The sequence below is a fragment of the Micromonospora yasonensis genome (genome assembly GCF_026013475.1).
Lineage (GTDB): Bacteria > Actinomycetota > Actinomycetes > Mycobacteriales > Micromonosporaceae > Micromonospora > Micromonospora yasonensis.
The window spans coordinates 1-21,332 of record NZ_JAPDPH010000123.1 but is presented as its reverse complement, the minus strand read 5'-3'; the positions used below and the strand labels follow the sequence as shown (position 1 = coordinate 21,332).

The window sequence follows — 21,332 nt, the reverse complement described above, 5'->3', positions numbered from 1 at the left end:
TCGGCGTCGGGGTGCTCGGCGCCAACGCCATCGTCGGGGCCGCCGGCGCGATCCTCACCGGAGCGGTGTGGGCGCGCCGGCGGCGCGGCGACGAGGTGGTCGGCGCGACCTTCTTCGGCGACGGCGCGGTCAACGAGGGGATGCTGCTGGAGGCGTTCAACCTGGCCGCGCTCTGGCGGGTGCCGGTCCTGTTCGTCTGCGAGAACAACGGCTACGCCACCACCATGCCGGTCGCCGGCGCGGTCGCCGGCACCATCGCCGGCCGCGCCGCGGCGTTCGGCATGCCGGCCACCGCCGTGGACGGCCAGGACCCCGAGGAGGTACGCGCCGCCACCGCCGCCGCCGTCGCCCGGATGCGCGCCGGCGGCGGCCCCGAGCTGATCGAGGCCCGTACCTACCGGTTCGACGCCCACCACACCTTCGAACACGTGGTACGCCTCGACTACCGCCCGCCCGAGGAGGTGTCCGCCGGCCGCTCCCGCGACCCGGTCGACATCCAGGGCGCCCGGCTGCCCGCCGCGGTCCGCGCCGAGGTGGACGCCGCGGTCGAGGCCGTCCTCGCCGCCGCCGTCGACTACGCCCTGGCCAGCCCCGCCCCGGACCCGGCCACCGCCCTCGACCACCTGTACGCCAGCGGGCTCACCGCCCGGACCGGAGGTGGCTGATGCCCCGGCTCTCCTACCGCAGGGCGCTCACCCGGGCGCTCGCCGACGAGATGACCCGCGACGAGTCGGTCTTCCTGCTCGGCGAGGACATCCGGGTGGCTGCCGCCAACGTCACCTCCGGGCTGCTGAAGAAGTTCGGGCCGGAGCGGGTGCGCGACACCCCGCTGTCCGAGCAGGCGTTCACCAGCTTCGCCACCGGGGCCGCGCTGGCCGGGGCGCGACCGGTGATCGAGTTCCAGATCCCGTCGCTGCTCTTCCTGGTCTTCGAGCAGATCGTCAACCACGCGCACAAGTTCCCGTTGATGACCGGTGGTCAGTGCGCCGTCCCGGTCACCTACCTGGTGCCCGGCTCCGGTTCCCGGACCGGCTGGGCCGGGCAGCACTCCGACCACCCGTACAGCCTGTTCGCCCACGTCGGGGTGAGCACCGTGGTGCCGGCCACCCCGGCCGACGCGTACGGGCTGCTGGTGTCGGCGATCCGTTGCGACGACCCGGTGGTGGTCTTCGCCCCCGCCGGGGCTCTCGACGTGCGGGCGGACATCGTCGATTTCGCCCCGGTGCCGCTTGGGCGCGGGTGCGTCCGCCGGGTGGGGACGGACGTCACCGTGGTCGCCGTCGGGCACCTCGTGCACGACGCGCTCGCCGTCGCCGACGAACTGGCCGACCAGGTGTCGGTGGAGGTCTTCGACCCCCGCACGCTCCACCCGTTCGACTGGGACGGCCTGATCGGGTCGGTGACCCGTACCGGCCGCCTCGTCGTGGTGGACGACTCCAACCGCTCCTGCGGCATCGCCGGGGAGATCATCGCCACCGTCGTCGAGCGGGTCCGGCTGGCCGCGCCACCCCGGCGGGTCACCCGCCCCGACGGTGCCGTGCTGCCCTTCGCGCCCGCGCTGGACCGGGCCGTGCAGCCCGACCGGGATCAGCTCACCGCCGCCATCCAACTCTGCCTGAAGGACGGATCATGATCGACCCCGCATACCCGTGGCCACCGCTCGGCCAGGCGTGGACCGACCTTCCCGAATCGACCCGTACCGCGATGGTGGCCGCCGGCGCCGCCGCCTGGGAGAAGATCTTCCACGGCCGGGCCAGCTACAACAAGCAGTGGCGGCTGGCCCGGCCACCGGTGCTCACCACCGACGCCTTCCGCGAGTTGAACCAGGTCTGCGACCGGATCGCCCAGCTCATCCTCGAGGCCTGCCAGCGCCGCGCCCGGACGGCGGGGGAGCTGCGCCGGCTGCTCGACGTCCCGGCGGGGGAGACCAAGCTCCTCGACGACGACGAGGTGCTGCACGACGGGCTGCTCGCCGCGTACCGGCCGGACGTGCTCTACTCCGGCGGGGTGCCGTGCATCGTCGAGTACAACATCGACAGCAGCCTCGGCGGCGGCTTCGACGCCGACACGGTGATCTACCGGTACGCCGACCTCTACCGGGAGCAGGGGCTGCTCGACCTGGTGCGGCCCGCGCCGTCCCTGCTGGACCAGCGGTTCGTCGCCATCCGGGACGCCCTCGACCTGCCCGACGGCGCGCGGGTGGCGCTGCTGATGGACTTCGACGCCGAGTACCCGGGGCTGGACGATCCGGAGACGTTCATCCGGATCCTCTCCCCGCTCGCCGACCAGGCGAGGCGCTTCGGCATCGACCTGGTCATCGGGCCGGTCTCCGGCGCCGCCCTCGACGACCAGCGGCGACTCGTGGTCGGCGGCGCCGCGGTGGACGCGCTGTTCCGGCTCTTCGTACCCAACCGGGTCACCCCCAGCGCCGGCCTCGACGCGGTCGCCGGGGCGCTGGCCGCGGGCACCCTGCCGATGTTCGTCAGCCCCGCCGCCTGGCTGCTCAGCAACAAGCTGAACTACGCCTGGCTCTGGGCCGACCTGGACCTGCTCTCCGACACCGACCGTGCGCTGGTCCGCCGGTACGTGCCGCACACCGTCGCGCTCACCGCCGACCAGCTCGACCGGGCCCTGGCCGAGCAGGCCGACCTGGTGGCCAAGCCGGCCGGTGGCTCCGCCGGGCACGGGGTGCTGATCGGCCGGGAGTTGAGCCCGGTGGCCTGGGAGGACGGGGTACGCGCCGCGATCGACGCGGGCGGCAACATCCTCCAGCGCTACCACGAGGCGGACCGGGTCACGATGGACTTCGTGCAGATCGAGACCGGCGAGACGGTCAGCGCGGAGGTCCCGTACAGCCTCGCCCCGTACCTGTTCGGCCGCACCGCCTCCGGTGCCCTGGCCCGGGTGGGCTACCCCGGCTGCGACGAGGTTCTCAACCTGGCCCGAGGCGTCCTCCTGACCGGCATCCTCCTCACCGACTGACCTCCGCCCCCGCTCTTGTCGCGGTGATCAAGGAGTTTGCGTCACCGGAAGCCGGCGGGTTTCCTGACGCAAACTCCTTGATCAACGCCTCCTGAGGGACAGTCGCACCTGAAAACGCGATCGACGCCCAGCGAGGCATCCGGGCAGAATGCCCGGGTGAACGGGCTACGAGGGCGGCTGGACAGCGGAGAATTGGGCGCGCTGCTGCGCCAGGTGTACGGCGGGACCCGCACCCTACGGGACGTCGCACGTCTGACCGGCGGCAGCAAGAAGGGGGTCTACCGGCTCACCCTGGACGACGGCACGAGCTGCGTCCTGCACCGCTGGGACGACGCCGAGAACTGGTGGCCGACCGCCGCCGAGGACGCCGACGGCCCCTTCGCCCCCGCCACCGGACTCGACCTCTTCGTCGCCGCGCACGCCGAGCTGACCGCGACCGGCGTGCGCGTACCCGAGATCCTGCTCCTCGACCCCGACGGCGACCTGGCCGTGGTGGAGGACGTCCGCGGCGGCAGTCTCGAAGCCCTGCACGCCCGCGAACCCGGCCGGGCCGCGCCGGTCCTCGCCCGGCTCGGCGAGCTGGTGCGCGCGCTGCACGACCGGCGCGCCGACCGGTACGGCCGTCCGCTCACCCTCGCGCCCGCGGACGCACCGCCGCCGCAGACCGTGGTCCGGGACCGGGCGCTGCGCCACCTGGCGGAGTGCGCCCGCCGGGTGCCCCGCCTCACCGCGGCCCGGGACCGGATCGCCGCCCTGCTCGACACCGCACACGCCGCCGTGGCGCCCCGCAGCGGGTACGCCCTGATCCACGGTGAGCTGGGTCCGGACCACGTGCTGGTCGACGACCACGACCGGCCGGTGCTGATCGACATCGAGGGCGTGATGTTCTTCGACCCGGAGTGGGAGCACGCCTTCCTGGAGCTGCGCTTCGGCGACACCTACCACCAACTGGCGGTCGACCGTCAGGACGAGGCCCGCCTGCGCCTCTACCGGCTGGCCCTGGACCTGTCCCTGGTGGAGGGCCCACTCCGCCTGCTCGACGGCGACTTCCCCGATCGCGCCCCCATGCGGTCCATCGCTGACCACGCGGCGGACCGCATCCTCGCCCGTCTCCCGTCCGGATGACAGGGCGACTCCCACTCGAACCTCTCGATCACGAGGGGGGTACGGCAGCCTCCCTCGGGAGGTGGTGGGTCAGGGCCGCGCGCAGGACCGCCGGAGCCGGGAGCATGGTGCCGACGTGCACCTGGTAGGTGGGGTGGCCGGCACGCACGCGCGGCTGAAGGGCGCCGGGCGGTGGTGCCGGTACGCCGGCATGGAGGGTGACCCGGAGGGTGGCGAAGGGACCGGGGTAGCGGATCACCGCCGACCGGACCAGCGCCCAGGGAAGGCCGACGGAGGCGCGCCGGTTGGCCAGCTCCAACGCCGTGTCGGTGACCCGGACCGAGGGCCACCCGCCACGTTGGACGAGGAACGACACGCCCACGAAGACCAGCACGGACACGACCCCCGACACCACGAGGGACGTCAGGTCCGGCGGTGGGCTCCAGAAGAGCAGAGCCAGCAGCAGTTGGGCGACCAGCCAGCCCGCGACGGCGCTCAGCAGCAGGAAGCCGAGGGCACGCGGCACGGACGGCCGGAAGGCGGTCCCGTCGTGGTCGTTCATGAGGATGCCTTCCGTCCGGAGGTGCGGCCGACTGTAGAGCCCGCCCGCCACGACCGGAGCCCTGCCGCGGTCACCGCCCCCGGTCGACGGCCGCGCCGGGCCGGGCCCCCAGCACCCGCAGGGTTTCCGCGGCGGCGATGGCGTCGCTGCGGGCGCTGCCGTGCCGGCCGTCGCTGCTGTACAGGGACGGGTCGGCGACCGCCGGGTGGTCGGTGAGGTGCACGTGCAGGGTGCCGAGCCGCCGCGCGACCGCGCCCGTGTGCGAGGACAGCAGGCGCATCCGCTCACCCAGTCCGGCTCGGAGCACCGCCGGCACGGCTGGGCTGTACGAGACGTCGAACATGCCCACGGTGATGACGTCCGCCCCCGCGTCCCGTAAGGCGGTGACCATCGCGGTCAGCTCCGCGTCCACCGCGTCCGGGTCGTAGCCGGGCCGGAACGCGTCGTTGCCGCCGCAGACCACCAGGGCCAGGTCGGGGCCGAAGGCCAGTGCCGAAGCCAGCTGGCTGGCCCGCACCTCGTGCGCCCGTAGTCCCCGCCGCCCCAGGTTCAGGTACGCCAGTCCCGGCCGGACGGCCCGCAGCTCGGCGGCGATCCGGTCCGCCCACTGCAGGTCCGGGTACCCGTCGACCGGCTCGCACAGCCCCTCGGCCACGCTGTCGCCCAGCACCACGAACCGCCGCCACGGATGGCCGCGCAGCAGTTCCGCGCTCTCGCCCGCGCGCAGGCACCACGGATCCGTCGCCTCGGTCAACGTCGATCCCACGCCCGCACGCTAGCCGATCCGTGCCGCCCCGTCGATCAACCGTCAGCGGGGGGCGAGGGCGAGCAGGAGGAGCGTCGTCACCAGCCCCGCGCCGGCCACCAGGATCATCGGGCGCGGGGTCAGCACGGCGTGCCGCCGGTCGGCGATCAGCCGGGCCGGGGCCAGCCCGACCAGCGGGCCGAGCAGCGTGATGACCAGCGCCAGCACCGGCATGCCGACCGCCAGGTCGCCGCCGGAGCCGTGCCCCAACGCCCGCGCGGCCAACCCGAGGGCGTACGCGACGACCGCGCCGCCGATCCCGCAGGCCACCAGCAGCGGGTTGGCCGAGCCGGGCAGCTCACCGGGTTGGCGGGTCCGGTCCAGCAGCTCCCGGACGCCGTGCAGCAGCGGCACCGGGTCACCGGTGGCGTCCGGGGCCGGCCCCGGCGGGTCGCCCAGCCGGCGCCCGCCCGCGCCCACTCGGGCCCGCAACTGCCCCCACAGGTGGGCGGCCTCGGCGTCCACCCGCTCGACCAGGTCCTGCGCCTCGGCCACCTCCGCCTCAGCCCGCCGGACCTGCGCGGTGGCCTCGGCCACGGCCCGGTCGGCGGCGGCGCACTGTTGCGCGTACCAGGTGTGCGCCTCGGCGCGTTGGGCGGCCACCCGGGCGGTCAGCTCGGCGAGCCGACGGATCTGGGCGGCGTACGTCTCACTGGCAACCGGTTCGTTCATCGGGACGGACCATAGGGGATGATCACCTGTCCGGTGCGGTGCACCGCCCGGTCGAAGTAGAGACCGCGCCACGGGCGCGGGTACCAGTCCGGGCCGCCGGTGCCCGGGTAGAGCGACGAGCCGAGTTCCGCACCCTGCACGTCGAGCGCCACCCAGGCGCCGATCTGGTCGGTTCGGGCACCCGCCCCGCCCAGATCGGCCCGCATTCGGGCCACCCCGCGCCACCAGGCCAGCACGTGGGTACGCCGTTCCGGCCCGTCGTGCAGGATCCGGCGCAGCTGCTCCAGCCCGGTGCGCCGGCCCGCCTGCCCGGCGAGCTGCGCGGCCGCCGCGTCCACCGCGTACAGCAGCAGGTAGTGCGGGCTGTTCGAGGTGCCCGGGGCACCCAGCGCGTCGCCCACCTCGGCCATCAGCTCGGGCACCGTCTCCTCGTCGTACCAGGCGGCGTCGTCGGCCAGTTCCTCGTAGAGGGCGCGGGCGGCCGGGTCGGCGTCCGGGTCGAGGCAGGCGATGGAGAACCGGGCGGTGCCGGGACGGTGCTGTCGGGCGAGGGAGCGGGCCGCCGCGTCGAGCACCGCGCACGCCTCGTCGACCCGGGTGCCCAGCACGGCCAGGTTGCGGCCGGGGGCCCGGGGCAGCCGCAGCGCCGCCGAGCGGGCCTGCACGTCGATGATCTCCCCGAGCAGCGCCACCGGGTTGCGCGGCACCCCCTGCTCGGGGGCGGTCAGGGCGCGGAAGTCCGGGGCGTCGGCCAGCCGGGGGACCGCGTCGCCGTCGAAGAGCCGGGCCGGGGCCGCGTCCTGTGGGCGCATCCGCCACAGCCGGTGCTGCAGCTCGCTCCAGGTCTCCCAGTCGCTGGCCGACGGGATACGGGCCACCTCGTTCCCCTCGACCAGCCCGGACTCGGCGTTGACCACGGCGTGGTGCCGGGGCAGCGACTGCGCCGCGTCGTTGCGTTCGGCCAGGATGCGCAGCGCCTTGGGCAGCGCGATCCGCAGGGTGAACTGGGCGACCAGCGCGGGCCGTCCCCAGAGCGCCTCGATGCCGCGGACGTCCTGGGAGGCGAGCACCAGGTGGATGCCCTGCGACCGGCCTCGGCGAGCCAGGTCCTCCAGCAGATCGGCGGCCTCCCGGGCCACCACGTCCCGGCCGGCGAGCAGCGCCTGGAACTCGTCGACCACCGCGACGATCCGCGGCCAGTGCCCGGTCGGGTCCACCGCGCGCAGCTCGGCCAGCTTGGTGACCTCGTGTTTCTTCGCGGCGTCCGCCCGCCGGCGCAGCTCCTCGGCGAGGAAGCGCAGCAGGGCCAGGCCGAACTCCCGGTCGGTGTTGACGTTGATGCCGACCAGCCGCATGTGCGGCAGCCAGCTCGGGTCCCGCCGCCCCTGGGCGAACCGGGCGAAGGACACCCCCTCCTTGAAGTCGAGCAGATAGAACTCCAGCTCGGCGGGGGAGTAGCGGGAGGCGAGCGCGCCGATCCAGGCGAAGATCAGGTTGGTCTTGCCGGTGCCGGACGGGCCGCCGATCAGCGCGTGCGGCGGGTAGTCGCCGAGGGTGAGCAGCACCGGCCGCCCGTGCGGGCCCTCGCCGATCGGCGCGGTCAGCCCGTGCGCCGAGTCCTCCCGCCAGTATTCCTCCGGCGGGGGGAGCAGGTCGGTGAACGGGGCCGGCGGGGGACCGGCGTTGACCCGGGACGCGACCTCCCGGCAGGTCTCGGTGACCAGCGTGGCCGGCGGCGGCTCGTCGAGCACCACCGGCAGCCCGGCGATCCGGACGTCGTCCGGCTCCACCGCCACCCGGGTGACCGTCGGGTCGTCCGGCAGCTCGATGCCGCGGACCACCAGGTGTACCCCGCACGCCGCCCCGGTGCGGACCACCCGGTCGAGCTGGCCGCGCTCGTGCCGGGACAGTTCGTCGCCGCCGAGCAGCACCGCCACCCGCCACGGCTCGGGCCGGCGGCCGGTGGCGGCGGCGAGGGCGCGTAGCGAGGCGTGTTCGCCGGCGAGCACCGTCTCGTTGATCCGGCGGATCTGCTCCACCAGGTCATCGAGCAGCCGGCCCAGGCCGCCGGGGCCGACGAAGGTGAGCAGCCCGGCGGTGCCGAGCGGGGCGAACCCGGCCAGCCCGCCGCCGAGGTGCTCCGGGTCGTATCCGAAGAGCCGGATCGTGCCCGGGTCGGCGCGGCCCACCGAGCGCAGCAGCAGCGCCGGCACCACCGCGGCGATGCCGTCGCGGTCGCTGCCGGCCAGGCGCACATGGCCGGCGTCCAGCAGCGGCACCAGCGCCGGCACCGGTTCGGCGCCGGGGATGCGTACCGTGCCGATCCGGACCGCGCCGGGGGTCTCGGCCCGCCCGGCCGGGGTGGGATGCCAGCGGTCCCACCCGGCGGACGCCGCGCCCGGCGCCTCCCGCTCGGCCGCCGCGGCGGCCGAGCGGGCCAGCTCCGCGATCCGCGCGGCGTGGCGGGCGTCGATCTCGGCCAGCCGCCGGTCGCGGGCGGCGCCCACCCGTTCCGGTACGGCCGCCGCGGCCCGCCGAACCCGGGCCAGCCGGTCCCGGCCGGCGGCCAGCTCGGCGTCCGCGTCGGACAGCCGGTTCCGGGTCGCGCCGAGGGCCTCGGAGAGCATCCCCCGGACCCGCGTCACCAGTTGCGCGCGGACATCAGCCACGGGCGGGCTCCCGCTCGTCGGCGTCCTTCGGCAGGTCCCGGCCGAGCCGGTCCAGCAGTACGCCGGTGACCACCCCGGCGGTGACCGCCGGATCGGCGGCGTGCGGCTGCTCCCCGTCGCCGGAGCGGCGGGGCGGGGGCATCCGGCAGACCCGGGTCAGCAGGGTGTCCAGCACCGGGGGTGGCAGGCCCGGCAGCAGGTCCCGGACCCGCCCGTCCAGCTCCCAGCGCAGCCGGCCCAGGTCGTCGGCGCGGGGCGGGTGCCCGAGCAGCTCGCCGGCCAGTTCGCGGAGCATCGGCGGGGCGATCGCGGCCAGGCCCAGTCCGACGTCGGCGTGCGCGGCGCGCAGCTCCCGGTGCAGCCGGTCGCGGTCGCCGGACCGGACCCCGGTGACCACCCGGCGCAGCAGTTCCCGGGAGTCGCCGACCCGTTCGTCCGGCTCGCCCGGCGTGCCTTCCCGGCCACCGGTCAGCTCCGCCACCCGCACCGCCCACCAGCGCCGCAGGGCCGGCTGCTCGCCCGGCTCCGGCGCGCCGCCCGGGGCCGGCGGCGGCGTCTCGCCCCGGGGCGCGTCGTGCTTCGGCCGGCGCTGCTCGCCGGTCGGCGCCGGCGCCCCGTCGGCGGCCAGCCCGATCGCCGACAGGTACGCGGACAGCTGCTCCTGGGCCACCCGCAGCGTGTGGGCGGCGGTCTCGGCGTGCTCGGTCGCGGCCGACAGCTCCGGCACCCCCATCGGGTTGGCCGACTCCTGGCGTACCCAGCGCAGCCGCTCGGTGGCCTGGCCGAACTTCTCCAGCGCCAGGGCGAGCGGGGCGAGCGGCAGTTCCTCGGCGGCGGCGCGGACCTGCGCGCCGATGTCCTCGACGATGGACACGGCCGGCACCTCAGAGCGTGGCGACGTAGAGCTGTGCCTGCTCGACCGCGACCAGTGTGGCGGAGAGGCACTCCTCCAGCTCCTGGGCCGCCTGGGTCAGCGACGCCTGGGCCGCCTCGACGGTCTCGTGCCCGCTGCCCTCCAACGCGCCGGCCAGGGTCTGCTGCGCCTCGGCCAGCTTCTCGCCGGCCGCCTGCACGGCTGTCTGCCCGTCACCTATCTGCTGGAGGGCGACATCGATGGCTGCCTTCAGCTCGGCGACGCTCGCCACGGGGGACCTCCTGGGGGCAAGGGAGATCTCCATTACAACTCATCCCGACGGGTGGGCGAACAGCCGCCCTCGTGCCGTTCCTGCCCTGCTGTCCGATTGTGCCGCTGACGTGCGGGAAGGCCGTTCGAGGCCGCTCCCCTCGGTCCCGCCGGTGAGACGACCGGTCCCGTCGGCGGTCGGGTCAGCGGGGCAACCGGCGCGGCCCGTACACCTCGGCGCCCAGCGCGCCCACCCGGGACCGTAACTCCCGGTCGGCGGTGACCACGACGCGGCGGCGGTCGGGCGCCGCCGCGACCAGGTCGACGATGGTGTCGTCGCCGGAGCCCGGCGCGGCCACCACGGCGACCCCGGGCACCGCCGGCACGCCCCGCGCCGCGCCCTCCAGCACCAGCACCACCTCCACCGGCGGCGGCAGTTCCGGGGGTACGCCGGCCGCCCCGAGGGGCACCAGCGCGTCCCGCAGCCGGGCGGCGGCCCCGGCACGGTCGCGCCACCAGCCGTCCGGCCGCGAGCCGACCACGTTCGCGCCGTCGACGATCAGCAGCGGCCTGGTCTCCATGGCCCCCAGCGTGCCACCAGCCCCGCGTTTGTCACGCCGAGCGTCGGGTAGCCACCGCCGACCGTGCCGCGCCGTGCCGCGCCCCGGCCGTGCCGACCGACTGCGGAGGACAACGATGATGGGACCCGGTGACTTCGGCAACGACCCGTGGGACGAGTTCCTGGCCCGGTACTTCGGCCGGGGCGAGGGGGGACGCCGGCCGGCGCACCGGGTCGACATCACCCGCCTGATGACCGCCGACGCGCGGGAGATGCTCGCCGACGCGGCCCGCCGGGCGGCCCAGAAGCACAGCAACGACCTGGACACCGACCACCTGCTCTGGGCGGCGTTGCAACGCGAGCCGCTGCGCGACCTGGTACGGCGGGCCGGCGCCGACCCGGACGCGCTGGTCAACGCGCTCGGCGGGCGCGGTGAGGGGGCGCCGGGTGGCGAGGTGCCGCCGAACCTGTCGCTCACCCCGGCGGCCAAGCGCGCGCTGCTCGACGCGCACCAACTCTCCCGGGCGATGGGAGCCAACTACATCGGTCCTGAGCACATCCTGATGGCGCTGCCGCTCAACCCGGAGTCGCCGGCCGGCCGGATGCTCGCCGCCGGTCGGGTCCAGCCCGAGTCGTTGCAGGCGGCCAGCGCCGAACGGGGCCCGATGGCCGGCCCGAGGCCGGACCGCGGCACGCCCACCCTCGACCAGTACGGCCAGGACCTCACCGAACTGGCCCGGATGGACCAGATCGACCCGGTGATCGGCCGTGCCGACGAGATCGAGCAGGCCGTGGAGATCCTGTCCCGGCGGACCAAGAACAACCCGGTGCTGATCGGCGAGGCCGGTGTCGGCAAGACCGCCATCGTGGAGGGGCTCGCCGAGCGGATCTGCGACGGGGACGTCCCGCAGACCCTGGTCGGCAAGCGGGTGATCCAGCTCGACCTGGCCGGCCTGGTCGCCGGCACCCGTTACCGGGGCGACTTCGAGGAACGGTTGAAGAAGGTGATCGACGAGATCCGCGCCCACCGGGACGAGCTGATCATCTTCCTGGACGAGATCCACACCCTGGTCGGCGCGGGCGGCGCCGGCAGCGAGGGCGGCATGGACGCGTCCAACATGCTCAAGCCGGCCCTCGCCCGCGGGGAGCTGCGGGTGATCGGCGCGACCACACTGGACGAGTACCGGCGCAGCATCGAGAAGGACGCCGCCCTCGCCCGCCGGTTCCAGCCGGTGCTGGTCCCCGAGCCGACCGTCGAGGACACCGTCAGCATCCTGCGCGGCCTGCGTGACCGCTACGAGGCGCACCACCAGGTCCGGTTCACCGACGAGGCCCTGGTGGCCGCCGTCGAACTCTCCGACCGATACATCACCGACCGGTACCTGCCGGACAAGGCGATCGACCTGATCGACCAGGCCGGCGCGCGGGTGCGGCTGCGTACCCGTACCCCGGCCGCCGACGTGCGCGAGCTGGAGCGGCAGCTCGACGAGGTACGCCGGGAAAAGGAGCAGGCCGTCGCCGACGAGCAGTACGAGCGGGCCTCCCAGTTGCGCGACCGGACCGCCGAACTGGAGGACCAGGTCCGGCGCGCCCGCGGCGACGAGGGCACCAGCCAGGTGCCGGAGGTCGGGCCGAAGGAGATCGCCGAGGTGGTCTCCCGGGCCACCGGCATCCCGGTCAACCAGCTCACCGAGGAGGAACGCGACCGGCTGCTGCGCCTGGAGGGGCACCTGCACGCGAAGGTGGTCGGGCAGGACGAAGCGGTCAGCGCGGTCGCCGAGGCGGTTCGGCGCTCGCGTACCGGGCTGGCCGACCCGAACCGGCCGATGGGCAGCTTCCTCTTCCTCGGCCCCACCGGCGTCGGCAAGACCGAGCTGGCCCGGGCCCTCGCCGAGGCGCTCTTCGGCGAGGCGGACCGGATGGTCCGGGTGGACATGAGCGAGTTCCAGGAGCGGCACACGGTCAGCCGGCTGGTCGGCGCCCCGCCCGGGTACGTCGGCTACGAGGAGGCCGGCCAGCTTACCGAGGCCGTCCGCCGCCGCCCGTACGCCGTGGTGCTGCTGGACGAGATCGAGAAGGCCCACCCGGACGTGTTCAACATCCTGCTCCAGGTGCTCGACGACGGGCGGCTCACCGACAGCCAGGGCCGGACAGTGAACTTCAAGAACACCGTGTTGATCATGACGAGCAACCTGGGCTCGGAACTGATCACCGGCACCCAACGCACGGTCGGCTTCGCCGCCGGCGAGCCCGGCCAGCGGGAGGCCAGCGAGCTGCGGGAGCGGCTGATGCGGCGGCTGCAGGAGAACTTCCGGCCGGAGTTCATCAACCGGATCGACGAGGTGATCATCTTCCAGCGGCTGGAGGCCGAGCAGCTGCGCCAGATCACCGAGCTGATGCTGGAGGAGACCCGCCGCCGGCTGCACGCCCAGGACATCCAGGTCGACTTCACCACCGCCGGCATCGACTGGCTCGCCGAGCACGGCTACCAGCCCGAGTTCGGCGCCCGGCCGCTGCGCCGGGTGATCCAGCGCGAGGTGGACAACCGGCTCTCCCGGATGCTGCTGGAGAACCAGATCTCCCCGGGCCAGACGATCGTCGTGGACGCGCGGGACGGTCAGCTCGCCTTCGACGTGGTCGCCGGGGACCGCGGCTACACCGCCGCGACGACGTCCCATCCGCGATGAGCGAGGACGTCCCAGCCCCGACGGAGCGGAGGGCGGACATGACCGAACCCGAGGAGACCCGGGAGGACACCGAACGCAGCGAACCGATCGTCGCGCCCCCGACGGCGAACCCGTCCCGGGTCAAGGTGCCGCCGGAGGGCCTGAAGAAGCACGGCGAGATGGGTGAGGGCGACCGGACGCCGTCCGGGCCGCCGCCGGGAGAGGAGGCGTGATGGTACGCGGAGGGCGCGTAGATCCTGACGTCGACGCGATCTGGGACGACTTCCACGCCCTGGTGAACGTCCCCTCCGAGCAGCTGCGCCAGTGGCTGCTGACGCGCGGATCGGGGGAGGGCGGGGTGTTCGGCCCCGACCCGGACATGGGCCTGCCCGAGCCGGGGCGGCACATCCTGCGGGTCCTGACCAAGCGCAAGGTGGACCTGACCGGGGAGGACATCGAGGTGATGCAGGAGGCGATCGACCGCATCGAGTCCCTCATCGACGAACGGCCGAGCCAGGGCAACACCGACAACGAGTGGCGGCACTCGCTGCTCGACCTGGGCCACGACGTCCTCATCGAACGCTGACCCGTACGACGACGGCCCCCGGGGTCGACGACGACTCCAGCTCGGCGCGTCTGACGCGCGCGCGACCTGGAGCCGTCGCCAGGTGCCCTCGGTGCCGGCCTACTCGGATTCCATGCTGGGCAGGTGGATGCCGGCGGCGTCCGCCGCCGCCTGCCGGTCCGCGCGGGCCCGCTCCTCGCGGCTGAGCAGGGTGGCGTACTCGGTGATGTCGGCCGGGTCGGGCACCTCCGGCAGCCGGCGCAGGAAGGTCTCGACGTCGGCGGAGGCGGCGGTGTGCGCGGCGGCCGCCTGGCGGAGCAGTTCGCGCTGGTCGGCGGCGGGGTACAGATCAGTCATGTCGGCGTGATACCCGCGTTCAGGCGCTTCGCACCCCGCCGGCGGTCGTCGGCTGCGCGCCGAAGTCCGGGTGCCGCAGCAGCCAGGCCAGGTAGTCCGGGTGGTTCGCCAGCGCGTCGGTGTACGCGGTGACCGCCGTCTCCAGCACCGTCTCGGCGACCCGGGCGGCCGGCGCGTCCGGGTGCCAGCCGAGCAGCAGCCGCCAGCGCAGCGGCGCCCCGGCCAGCCGCCGGGTCACCAGCCCGGCGACCGGGCGGAAGGTGGCCTGGCACAGCGCCACCGCCTCGCCGGCGTCGACCAGGTCGAGGCAGCCGCGCACGTCCGCCTCGTACAGCTTGCGGGGGGTGAAGCCGGCGCGGGCGCAGGCGGCGGCGAAGCAGTCGCCGAAGCAGCCGTCGCCGGGCGCCGCCACCCACTGCTCGCGCCGCAGGTCCACCAGGCGGATCTCGTCCCGGGCCGCCATCGGGTGGCTCTGCTTCAGCAGCACGAAGACCGGGTCGACGGCGACCTCCCGCCAGCTCAGCCCGAACTCCGCCGAGGGCGTGGCGTCGCCGCACACCCCGGTGAGCGCGAAGTCGAGCCGGCCGCCGGCCACCAACTGGGCCAGCTCGTCAACCGACCAGGAGGCGTTCGTGGTGATCTGCACCTCGGGCTGCTCGGCGGCGAGCCGGTGCACCAACCGGCCGAGGATCGGGCTGTTCACCCCGCCGAACCGGTAGCGCCGCAGCGGGTCGCCCGCCTCGGCCAGCCGGGCCGCCTCGGCCTGCAGCCCCTTCATCGCCGGCAGCAGCACCCGGGCCCGGTCCAGCACCAGCTCACCGAGCGGGGTGGGCCGGGCGCCCCGGCGGTCCCGCTCGAAGAGCGGCCCGCCGAGGGTCCGTTCGATCCGCTGGAGCTGGGCGGTCAACGCCGGCTGGGCCAGGCCGAGGGTGGCGGCGGCCTTGGTGACGCTGCCCGCCTCCGCGATCGCGCAGACCACCCGCAGGTGTCTCAGCTCCAGATTCATACGGTGACGGTAGGACCACGAACCGGCGTGCGGAAGGGTTGATCCGCCATCGGCGTATGGGAATCAGTCGATTTGTCGGGCTCCGTGGCCGCGCGGGCGCCGCAGGTCCGACAGGTGGGTGCGCCGGCCGGTCACCGCGTCGCGCACCTTGTCCAGCACGCCGACCGCCGGCTCCACGATCTTGTTCCACGGCGGGGCGGCCGGAGTGCCCGGGTGCGGCCGGGTCGGCGCCGCCTCCTCGGCGATCTCCCACCGGTTGCCCAGCCGGATCAGCTCGGCGTCGGTGGCCACCTCGCGCAGCGGGACGACCAGCGCCGCCACCCGGCCGACGTGTCGGCGCACCCGGTCGGCCACGTCGGCGAGCGCCGCCCCGTCGGCCTCGGACAGTCCCTTCAGGGCGGTCAGCAGCGCGGCGTCCGCCTCGATCTCCCGGTCCACCAGTTCGGCGCTGTCCGGCACGGCGGCCCGGGCGGCGGGGAAGAGGTACTGCTCCTCGGCGGAGAGGTGCCGGGACACCGTGGCGGTGAGCACGTCCAGCACCTCCCGCCGCCGCTCGGCCGTCAGCCGCGCGTCGGTGACCTGCTCGGCCAGGTCGAGCAGCGCCCGGTGCTCCCGGTCCACGATGTCGGCCAGGCTCCGCCCGCCCGGCCGGTACGCGTCGTCGGCGGCGGGCGGCAGCGGGGGCAGGGGAACGGTCATGGCGTCCTCCTCGACTGGTGGCGTCTGCGGTACCCGTCCGCGCGATCCGCGAAACCGCGCCCGGACGGGGGTGAGCCGGACGCCCCGGCCGGCTGGTATGAAGATGCGATGACGAGCGACGCCGCCTCCGCCCGACCGGACCCCACCGACGAGGTCGTGAACCTCTGCCGCGACCTGCTGCGCATCGACACCACCAACACCGGGGACAACGACACCAGCGCCGGGGAACGCCGCGCGGCCGAGTACGTCGCGGAGCAGCTCGCCGAGGTCGGCATCGACGCGGAGCTCCACGAGTCCGCGCCCGGCCGGGCCAACCTGGTCGCCCGCATCCCCGGCACCGACCCGGGCCGGGACGCGCTGCTGGTGCACGGCCACCTCGACGTCGTCCCCGCCGACCCCGACGAGTGGTCGGTGCACCCGTTCTCCGGCGAGATCCGCGACGGCTACCTGTGGGGCCGCGGCGCGATCGACATGAAGGACTTCGACGCGATGGTGCTCGCCGTGGTCCGGGGCTGGCAGCGCACCGGGGTACGCCCGTCGCGCGACATCGTGCTGGCGTTCACCGCCGACGAGGAGGCCGGCAGCGACTACGGCGCGCGTTTCCTGGTGGAGCGGCACCGGCACCTGTTCGACGGCTGCACCGAGGCGGTCGGCGAGGTGGGCGGCTTCTCGTACACGGTCGACGAAACCACCCGGCTCTATCTGATCGAGACCGCCGAGAAGGGGATCGACTGGCTGCGCCTGCACGCCAAGGGCCGCCCCGGCCACGGCTCGATGGTGCACGACGACAACGCGGTAACCGCGCTCGCCGAGGCGGTGGCCCGGATCGGGCGGTACCGCTTCCCGGTGACGGTCACCGCCACCGTGCGCGCGTTCCTGGCGGAGATCTCCGACGTCCTCGGCATCGAGATCGACCCGGACGACCCGGAGACCGCGATCGCCAAGCTCGGCCCCATCGCCAACATCATCGGCGCGACCATCCGCAACACCGCCAACCCGACCCGGCTCAACGCCGGCTACAAGGACAACGTCATCCCGGGGCGGGCCTCCGCGACCATCGACTGCCGCAGTCTCCCCGGGCAGTCCGAGCTGCTGGAGCAGCAGCTGCGCGAGCTGGTCGGGCCGGACATCGAGATCGAGTACGTCCAGCGCCAGCCGGCCCTGGAGACCACCTTCGACGGCGACCTGGTCGCGGCGATGTCCGCCGCGCTGCGCGCCGAGGACCCGGGCGCCCGGCCGGTGCCGTACATGCTCTCCGGCGGCACCGACGCCAAGGCGTTCTCGCAGCTCGGCATCCGCTGCTTCGGCTTCGCGCCGCTGCGGCTGCCCGCCGACCTCAATTTCTCCGGCCTGTTCCATGGCATCGACGAGCGGGTCCCGGTGGACGGACTACAGTTCGGCGTGCGGGTTCTCGACCGGTTTCTCCGCAACTGCTAACCGTGTCCGTCGCGTCACCCGTCGGCGCGGAATCTCCCCCATCGGAAGGGACTGCCTCACATGACCGACCAGCACGGTGAGCTGGACGCCGCCCTCGAGCGCGTGATCGACGCGGCCCGCGCCCACCTGGCCGCCGTCCGCGCCGCCCAGGGCCGGATCGACGACGACGCCGTCTGGCAGGCGTACGTCGCGTTGAACAACGCCTCCTTCGCGTACGACGAGCAGCTGCTCGACGCCTTCGGCGAGGTGACCCCCTGGGACGTCGAGTCGATCGACCCGGACGAGGCCGACGAGCGCTTCGGCGGCGCCGAGGGCGTCGAGGCCACCGACCCGCACCCGCGGGTCATCTCGGTGCGGCAGCGCCGCGACTACCGGGTGCCGAGCGTGTCCGCCCTGATCCGGGCGGCCGAGGCGGCCCGCCGCGAGGGCACCCCGGAGGAGGACGAGTCGGCCCCGGTCGAGGGGGTCGGCGAGGCGGTGCTGGAGCTGCTGCAGAGCGGCGACGGCTCGCTCAGCGCGCTGGACGTGCCCGAGCTGGAGCCGCTCGACGGCGTGGTCATGGTCAGCGAGGTCGGCACCCCGGTCGACCTGGAGTCGTTCGACGACGACGACGCGGTCGGGCCGTTCCAGCCGGCCGCCGACGACCGGCTGATCGGCCGGCTCGACGAGCACCCGTTCCTGGAGCTCGACGAGGAGCACGACCACGCCCACTAGGCCGTGACGCCCCCAGGGCCCGGCCAACGCGGCACGGGCCCTCGGGGGGGCGGGGGACGGCCGGCTCCCCCTCAGTACGACAGGCCCGGCTGCGGCTGGTTGACCCGGCGACGGCGCAGCATCACCTGCCGCGTCCCGTCCCGGTACAGCCGCACCCGGGCCAATTCCCATCCGGAGAACTCCGCCTGGATCGCCAGCTGCGCCGCGGCGGTCAACCGGTCGACATTCGCGGGCAACCGCAGCGGCGCGTATTCGTAGTCCATGGCCCCTATGCTGCCCAGCCCGTGAGCGCGCCGCCACCCCCTGACGGTGGCCCGGATCGCCGGCCGGACGGCGGGTGGGCTCAGCCGTCGCGTTCCGGATAGCCGACCGGCACCGCCGAGACGTCGTCCAGGGCGGTGACGATCTCCGCCGGAAGGGTCATCCGCTCCACCTGGAGCGCGCCGAGCAGCTGCCCCACGGTGCGGGCGCCCAGGATCGGCGCGGTCACCCCCGGCCGGTCCCGGATCCACGCCAGTGCCACCTCCATGGGTGACACGCCCAGCCCGCCGGCGGCGGTGGCGACCGCCTCCACGATGCTCGAGCAGCGCGGCTCCAGGTACGGGGTGACGAACCGCTCGAAGTGCGGCGAGGCGGCCCGGGAGTCGGCCGGGCGGCCGTTGCGGTACTTGCCGGTGAGCACCCCGCGGCCCAGCGGCGACCAGGGCAGCACGCCCAGGCCCAGCGCCTCGCAGGCCGGCAGCACCTCCCGCTCGACGCCCCGCTCCAGCAGCGAGTACTCCACCTGCGCGGCGACCACGGGGGCCCGCCCCGGCCAGGCGGCCTGCCAGGCGGCGGCGCGGGCGGTCTGCCAGCCGGAGAAGTTCGACACCCCGACGTACCGGGCCTTCCCGCTGGACGCCGCGTGGTCCAGGGCGGAGAGCGTCTCCTCCAGCGGGGTGTCCGGGTCGTACCCGTGCACCTGCCAGAGGTCGACGTGGTCGGTGCCGAGCCGGCGCAGCGAGGCCTCCAGGGTACGCAGCAGGTGTCCCCGGGAGTTGTCCCGGCGGCGGCCACTGCCCGGCCGCAGCCCCGCCTTGGTGGCGATGAGCAGCTCGTCGCGGGGGACCAGGCCGCCCAGCAGCGAACCGATCACCGACTCGGCGTCGCCGTCGGCGTACACGTCGGCGGTGTCGACCAGATTGCCGCCCGCGTCGAGGTAGCTCTTCAGCTGGGCGGCCGCGTCATCGGCGTCGGTGTCCCGTCCCCAGGTCATGGTGCCGAGCGCGAGCCGCGAAACCGCCAGCCCGCTTCGGCCGAGCGGTCGCTGTTGCATGGGTGAACCTTATTTCGAACCTGCCGTCACGGACATCCTCGTCCGGAGTCAACTTCCTGCTCCACCGTCCGGCCGGGGTGCCGCGGTGTTCGGGGTGAGCCGGTGATCGGCTCTGCCACCCGCATTGCGTAACCTGATGCGACCTGTGGTGCGGATGGTGGGAGGACCAGTTGCGACTCGGGCTCAGCCTCGGATACCAGACGGCGTGGAGCACACCCGCCGACCACCTGGCTCTGGCCCAGGAGGCGGACCGGCTCGGCTACTCGGTGGTGTGGGCCGCGGAGGCCTACGGCTCCGACTCGCCGAGCATGCTGGCCTGGCTGGCTGGCCAGACCGAGCGGATCGACGTGGGCGCCGCGGTGATGCAGATCCCCGCCCGTACCCCGGCGATGACCGCGATGACGGCGGCGACCATCGACGCCCTCTCCGGCGGCCGGTTCCGGCTCGGTCTCGGCGTCTCCGGCCCGCAGGTCTCCGAGGGCTGGCACGGCGTCCGGTTCGCCAAGCCCCTCGCCCGTACCCGGGAGTACGTCGACATCGTGAAGCTGGCGGTCGCCCGCAAGGAGGTCGCGTACGACGGCGAGCACTACACCCTGCCGCTGCCCGACGGGCCGGGCAAGGCGTTGCGGCTCGGCTTCCATCCGCCGCGCACGCACATCCCGATCTACCTGGCCGCGGTCGGCCCGAAGAACCTGGAGCTGGCCGGCGAGATCGCCGACGGCTGGCTGGCCGTCTTCTACGCTCCGGAGTTCGCGGAGGAACAGCTCGCCTCGGTGCGGGCCGGGCGGGCCAGGGTCGGCAAGGAGCTGGCCGGCTTCGACGTGGTGCCGTCGGTGCCGGTGGTGGTCGGCGACGACATCGCCGGCTGCGCCGAACTGGTCCGCTGGTACGCCGCCCTCTACGTCGGCGGCATGGGCAGCCGGCAGCAGAACTTCTACAACCAGCTCGCCACCCGGATGGGCTACGGCGACGCCGCCCGCGAGGTGCAGGATCTCTACCTGGCCAAGCGGCAGCGCGACGCCGCCGCCGCGGTGCCGATGGAGTTCATCGACCGCACCTCGCTGCTCGGCCCGAAGGAGCGCATCGCCGACCGCATGCGGGCGTACGCCGCCGCCGGCGTGACCACCCTCTCGGTGACCCTCTTCGCCGCCGACCGGGAGAGCGGTGTGCAGACCCTGCGGACCGTCGCCGAGGCGCTCGAGCTGTCCGGAGTTGGCGAGTGACCTGGGTAGAGGCCATCGTCCTGGGCATCGTCCAGGGGCTCACGGAATTCCTGCCCGTCTCCTCCTCCGGGCACCTGCGGATCACCTCGGCCATCTTCTTCGGCCGGGACGCCGGCGCGTCGTTCACCGCGGTGACCCAGCTGGGCACCGAGGCGGCGGTGCTCATCTACTTCTTCAAGGACATCTGGCGGATCATCCGGACCTGGTTCGTCGGGCTGGTCGACCGTTCGGTCCGGTCCAGCCTCGACTACCGCATGGGCTGGTACGTCATCGTCGGCACCATCCCGATCGGTATCTTCGGGCTGCTGTTCAAGGACCAGATCCGCACCGCCGGCCGGAACCTGTACCTGATCTCCTTCACGCTGATCTTCTTCGCGCTGGTGCTGGCCTTCGCCGAGTACTGGGGGCGGCAGACCCGCACGCTGGAGAACTTCCGGATGCGCGACGGCGTCGTGATGGGCTTCGCCCAGGCCATGGCGCTGATCCCCGGCGTGTCCCGCTCCGGCGGCACGCTCACCTTCGGCCTGCTGCTCAATCTCACCCGGGAGACGGCGGCGCGCTACTCGTTCCTGCTGGCCATCCCAGCCGTGGTGCTGTCCGGCATCTTCAGCATCTCGGACGTGTTCGAGCCCTCCGAGCCGGGCACGGCTGCGCCGAGCGTGGCCCAGATGGTCGTCGCCACCGTGATCGCCTTCGCCATCGGCTACGCGGCCATCGCCTGGCTGCTGCGTTACGTCGCCCACCACACCCTGTACCTCTTCGTCCTGTACCGGGTGGCGCTCGGCACCCTGGTGCTGTGCCTGCTGCTCACCGGCACGATCAGCGCCACCTGACCTCCCGTACCCGCTGACGCCGCTGGCCGGCACCCGTTGTC

Annotated in this window: 23 protein-coding genes; 11 read left to right on the top strand and 12 right to left on the bottom strand. The window is 74.2% G+C overall.

Annotated features, from left to right (window positions below; translation table 11 throughout):
• The 4 genes from ONA70_RS22680 to ONA70_RS22665 form a co-directional block, all read left to right on the top strand.
• On the top strand, positions 1-665 hold a 665-nt coding region (locus tag ONA70_RS22680; protein ID WP_265008488.1), incomplete at its 5' end, for a thiamine pyrophosphate-dependent enzyme.
• The gene (locus tag ONA70_RS22675) at positions 665-1,633 is read left to right on the top strand and encodes an alpha-ketoacid dehydrogenase subunit beta (protein WP_265008487.1); all 969 of its coding nucleotides are present in this window, start codon (positions 665-667) and stop codon (positions 1,631-1,633) included. The genes ONA70_RS22680 and ONA70_RS22675, both read left to right, overlap by 1 nt.
• On the top strand, positions 1,630-2,982 hold the full coding sequence (locus tag ONA70_RS22670; protein WP_265008486.1) for a hypothetical protein: 1,353 nt from the start codon (positions 1,630-1,632) through the stop codon (positions 2,980-2,982). Before ONA70_RS22675 ends, ONA70_RS22670 begins: the two co-directional genes overlap by 4 nt.
• A gap of 156 nt (positions 2,983-3,138) precedes the next feature.
• On the top strand, positions 3,139-4,107 hold the full coding sequence (locus ONA70_RS22665) for a phosphotransferase family protein (RefSeq protein ID WP_265008485.1): 969 nt from the start codon (positions 3,139-3,141) through the stop codon (positions 4,105-4,107).
• Positions 4,108-4,135: 28 nt separating this feature from the next.
• Here ONA70_RS22665 and ONA70_RS22660 read toward each other — a convergent pair whose 3' ends face one another.
• From ONA70_RS22660 to ONA70_RS22630, 7 genes are all read right to left on the bottom strand, one after another.
• The gene (locus tag ONA70_RS22660; RefSeq protein WP_265008484.1) at positions 4,136-4,648 is read right to left on the bottom strand and encodes a hypothetical protein; all 513 of its coding nucleotides are present in this window, start codon (positions 4,646-4,648) and stop codon (positions 4,136-4,138) included.
• Positions 4,649-4,718: 70 nt separating this feature from the next.
• On the bottom strand, positions 4,719-5,414 hold the full coding sequence (locus ONA70_RS22655) for an SGNH/GDSL hydrolase family protein (RefSeq protein WP_265008483.1): 696 nt from the start codon (positions 5,412-5,414) through the stop codon (positions 4,719-4,721).
• Positions 5,415-5,456: 42 nt separating this feature from the next.
• Complete coding sequence (locus tag ONA70_RS22650) at positions 5,457-6,125, bottom strand: hypothetical protein (protein WP_265008482.1); 669 nt, start codon at positions 6,123-6,125, stop codon at positions 5,457-5,459.
• The gene (locus tag ONA70_RS22645; protein ID WP_265008481.1) at positions 6,122-8,794 is read right to left on the bottom strand and encodes an FtsK/SpoIIIE domain-containing protein; all 2,673 of its coding nucleotides are present in this window, start codon (positions 8,792-8,794) and stop codon (positions 6,122-6,124) included. Before ONA70_RS22645 ends, ONA70_RS22650 begins: the two co-directional genes overlap by 4 nt.
• Positions 8,787-9,668, bottom strand: coding sequence for a hypothetical protein (locus tag ONA70_RS22640; RefSeq protein ID WP_265008480.1), 882 nt, complete (start codon positions 9,666-9,668; stop codon positions 8,787-8,789). Before ONA70_RS22640 ends, ONA70_RS22645 begins: the two co-directional genes overlap by 8 nt.
• A 10-nt stretch (positions 9,669-9,678) precedes the next feature.
• Positions 9,679-9,939 (bottom strand): hypothetical protein, encoded by a 261-nt coding sequence (locus ONA70_RS22635; protein WP_265008479.1) that lies wholly within the window; start codon positions 9,937-9,939, stop codon positions 9,679-9,681.
• A gap of 181 nt (positions 9,940-10,120) precedes the next feature.
• Complete coding sequence (locus tag ONA70_RS22630; RefSeq protein WP_265008478.1) at positions 10,121-10,498, bottom strand: hypothetical protein; 378 nt, start codon at positions 10,496-10,498, stop codon at positions 10,121-10,123.
• Positions 10,499-10,613: 115 nt separating this feature from the next.
• Here ONA70_RS22630 and ONA70_RS22625 point away from each other — a divergent pair, with 115 nt between their 5' ends.
• The 3 genes from ONA70_RS22625 to ONA70_RS22615 are packed head-to-tail and all read left to right on the top strand — an operon-like array spanning position 10,614 to position 13,728.
• A complete protein-coding gene (locus ONA70_RS22625) occupies positions 10,614-13,163 on the top strand; it encodes an ATP-dependent Clp protease ATP-binding subunit (protein WP_265008477.1) in 2,550 nt (849 codons plus the stop codon).
• Positions 13,164-13,201: 38 nt separating this feature from the next.
• On the top strand, positions 13,202-13,375 hold the full coding sequence (locus tag ONA70_RS22620; RefSeq protein ID WP_265008476.1) for a hypothetical protein: 174 nt from the start codon (positions 13,202-13,204) through the stop codon (positions 13,373-13,375).
• Entirely contained in the window at positions 13,375-13,728 is a 354-nt protein-coding gene (locus ONA70_RS22615; RefSeq protein ID WP_265008475.1) for a DUF3140 domain-containing protein, read from the top strand. Before ONA70_RS22620 ends, ONA70_RS22615 begins: the two co-directional genes overlap by 1 nt.
• A 99-nt stretch (positions 13,729-13,827) precedes the next feature.
• Here ONA70_RS22615 and ONA70_RS22610 read toward each other — a convergent pair whose 3' ends face one another.
• The 3 genes from ONA70_RS22610 to ONA70_RS22600 all read right to left on the bottom strand — a co-directional run bounded on the left by ONA70_RS22610 (position 13,828) and on the right by ONA70_RS22600 (position 15,769).
• Positions 13,828-14,064 (bottom strand): hypothetical protein, encoded by a 237-nt coding sequence (locus ONA70_RS22610; protein WP_265008474.1) that lies wholly within the window; start codon positions 14,062-14,064, stop codon positions 13,828-13,830.
• Positions 14,065-14,083: 19 nt separating this feature from the next.
• Entirely contained in the window at positions 14,084-15,070 is a 987-nt protein-coding gene (locus ONA70_RS22605) for a LysR family transcriptional regulator (RefSeq protein ID WP_265008473.1), read from the bottom strand.
• A gap of 63 nt (positions 15,071-15,133) precedes the next feature.
• The gene (locus ONA70_RS22600) at positions 15,134-15,769 is read right to left on the bottom strand and encodes a hemerythrin domain-containing protein (protein WP_265008472.1); all 636 of its coding nucleotides are present in this window, start codon (positions 15,767-15,769) and stop codon (positions 15,134-15,136) included.
• Positions 15,770-15,877: 108 nt separating this feature from the next.
• Between ONA70_RS22600 and ONA70_RS22595 the strand changes: the two genes are divergently transcribed.
• A complete protein-coding gene (locus ONA70_RS22595; protein WP_265008471.1) occupies positions 15,878-17,206 on the top strand; it encodes a M20/M25/M40 family metallo-hydrolase in 1,329 nt (442 codons plus the stop codon).
• Positions 17,207-17,266: 60 nt separating this feature from the next.
• Positions 17,267-17,920 (top strand): hypothetical protein, encoded by a 654-nt coding sequence (locus ONA70_RS22590; RefSeq protein ID WP_265008470.1) that lies wholly within the window; start codon positions 17,267-17,269, stop codon positions 17,918-17,920.
• Positions 17,921-17,991: 71 nt separating this feature from the next.
• Here ONA70_RS22590 and ONA70_RS22585 read toward each other — a convergent pair whose 3' ends face one another.
• Positions 17,992-18,183, bottom strand: coding sequence for a DUF5703 family protein (locus ONA70_RS22585; protein WP_073838148.1), 192 nt, complete (start codon positions 18,181-18,183; stop codon positions 17,992-17,994).
• An 80-nt stretch (positions 18,184-18,263) separates the two neighbouring features.
• Positions 18,264-19,235: an aldo/keto reductase gene (locus tag ONA70_RS22580; protein ID WP_265008469.1), complete on the bottom strand. Its 972-nt coding sequence runs from the start codon at positions 19,233-19,235 to the stop codon at positions 18,264-18,266.
• A gap of 170 nt (positions 19,236-19,405) precedes the next feature.
• On the opposite strand from ONA70_RS22580, the gene ONA70_RS22575 reads away from it, so the two are divergent.
• Together ONA70_RS22575 and ONA70_RS22570 are read left to right on the top strand one after the other, a co-directional pair.
• Positions 19,406-20,458: an LLM class F420-dependent oxidoreductase gene (locus ONA70_RS22575; RefSeq protein ID WP_265008468.1), complete on the top strand. Its 1,053-nt coding sequence runs from the start codon at positions 19,406-19,408 to the stop codon at positions 20,456-20,458.
• The gene (locus tag ONA70_RS22570) at positions 20,455-21,291 is read left to right on the top strand and encodes an undecaprenyl-diphosphate phosphatase (RefSeq protein WP_265008467.1); all 837 of its coding nucleotides are present in this window, start codon (positions 20,455-20,457) and stop codon (positions 21,289-21,291) included. Before ONA70_RS22575 ends, ONA70_RS22570 begins: the two co-directional genes overlap by 4 nt.
• Positions 21,292-21,332: the final 41 nt, after the last annotated feature.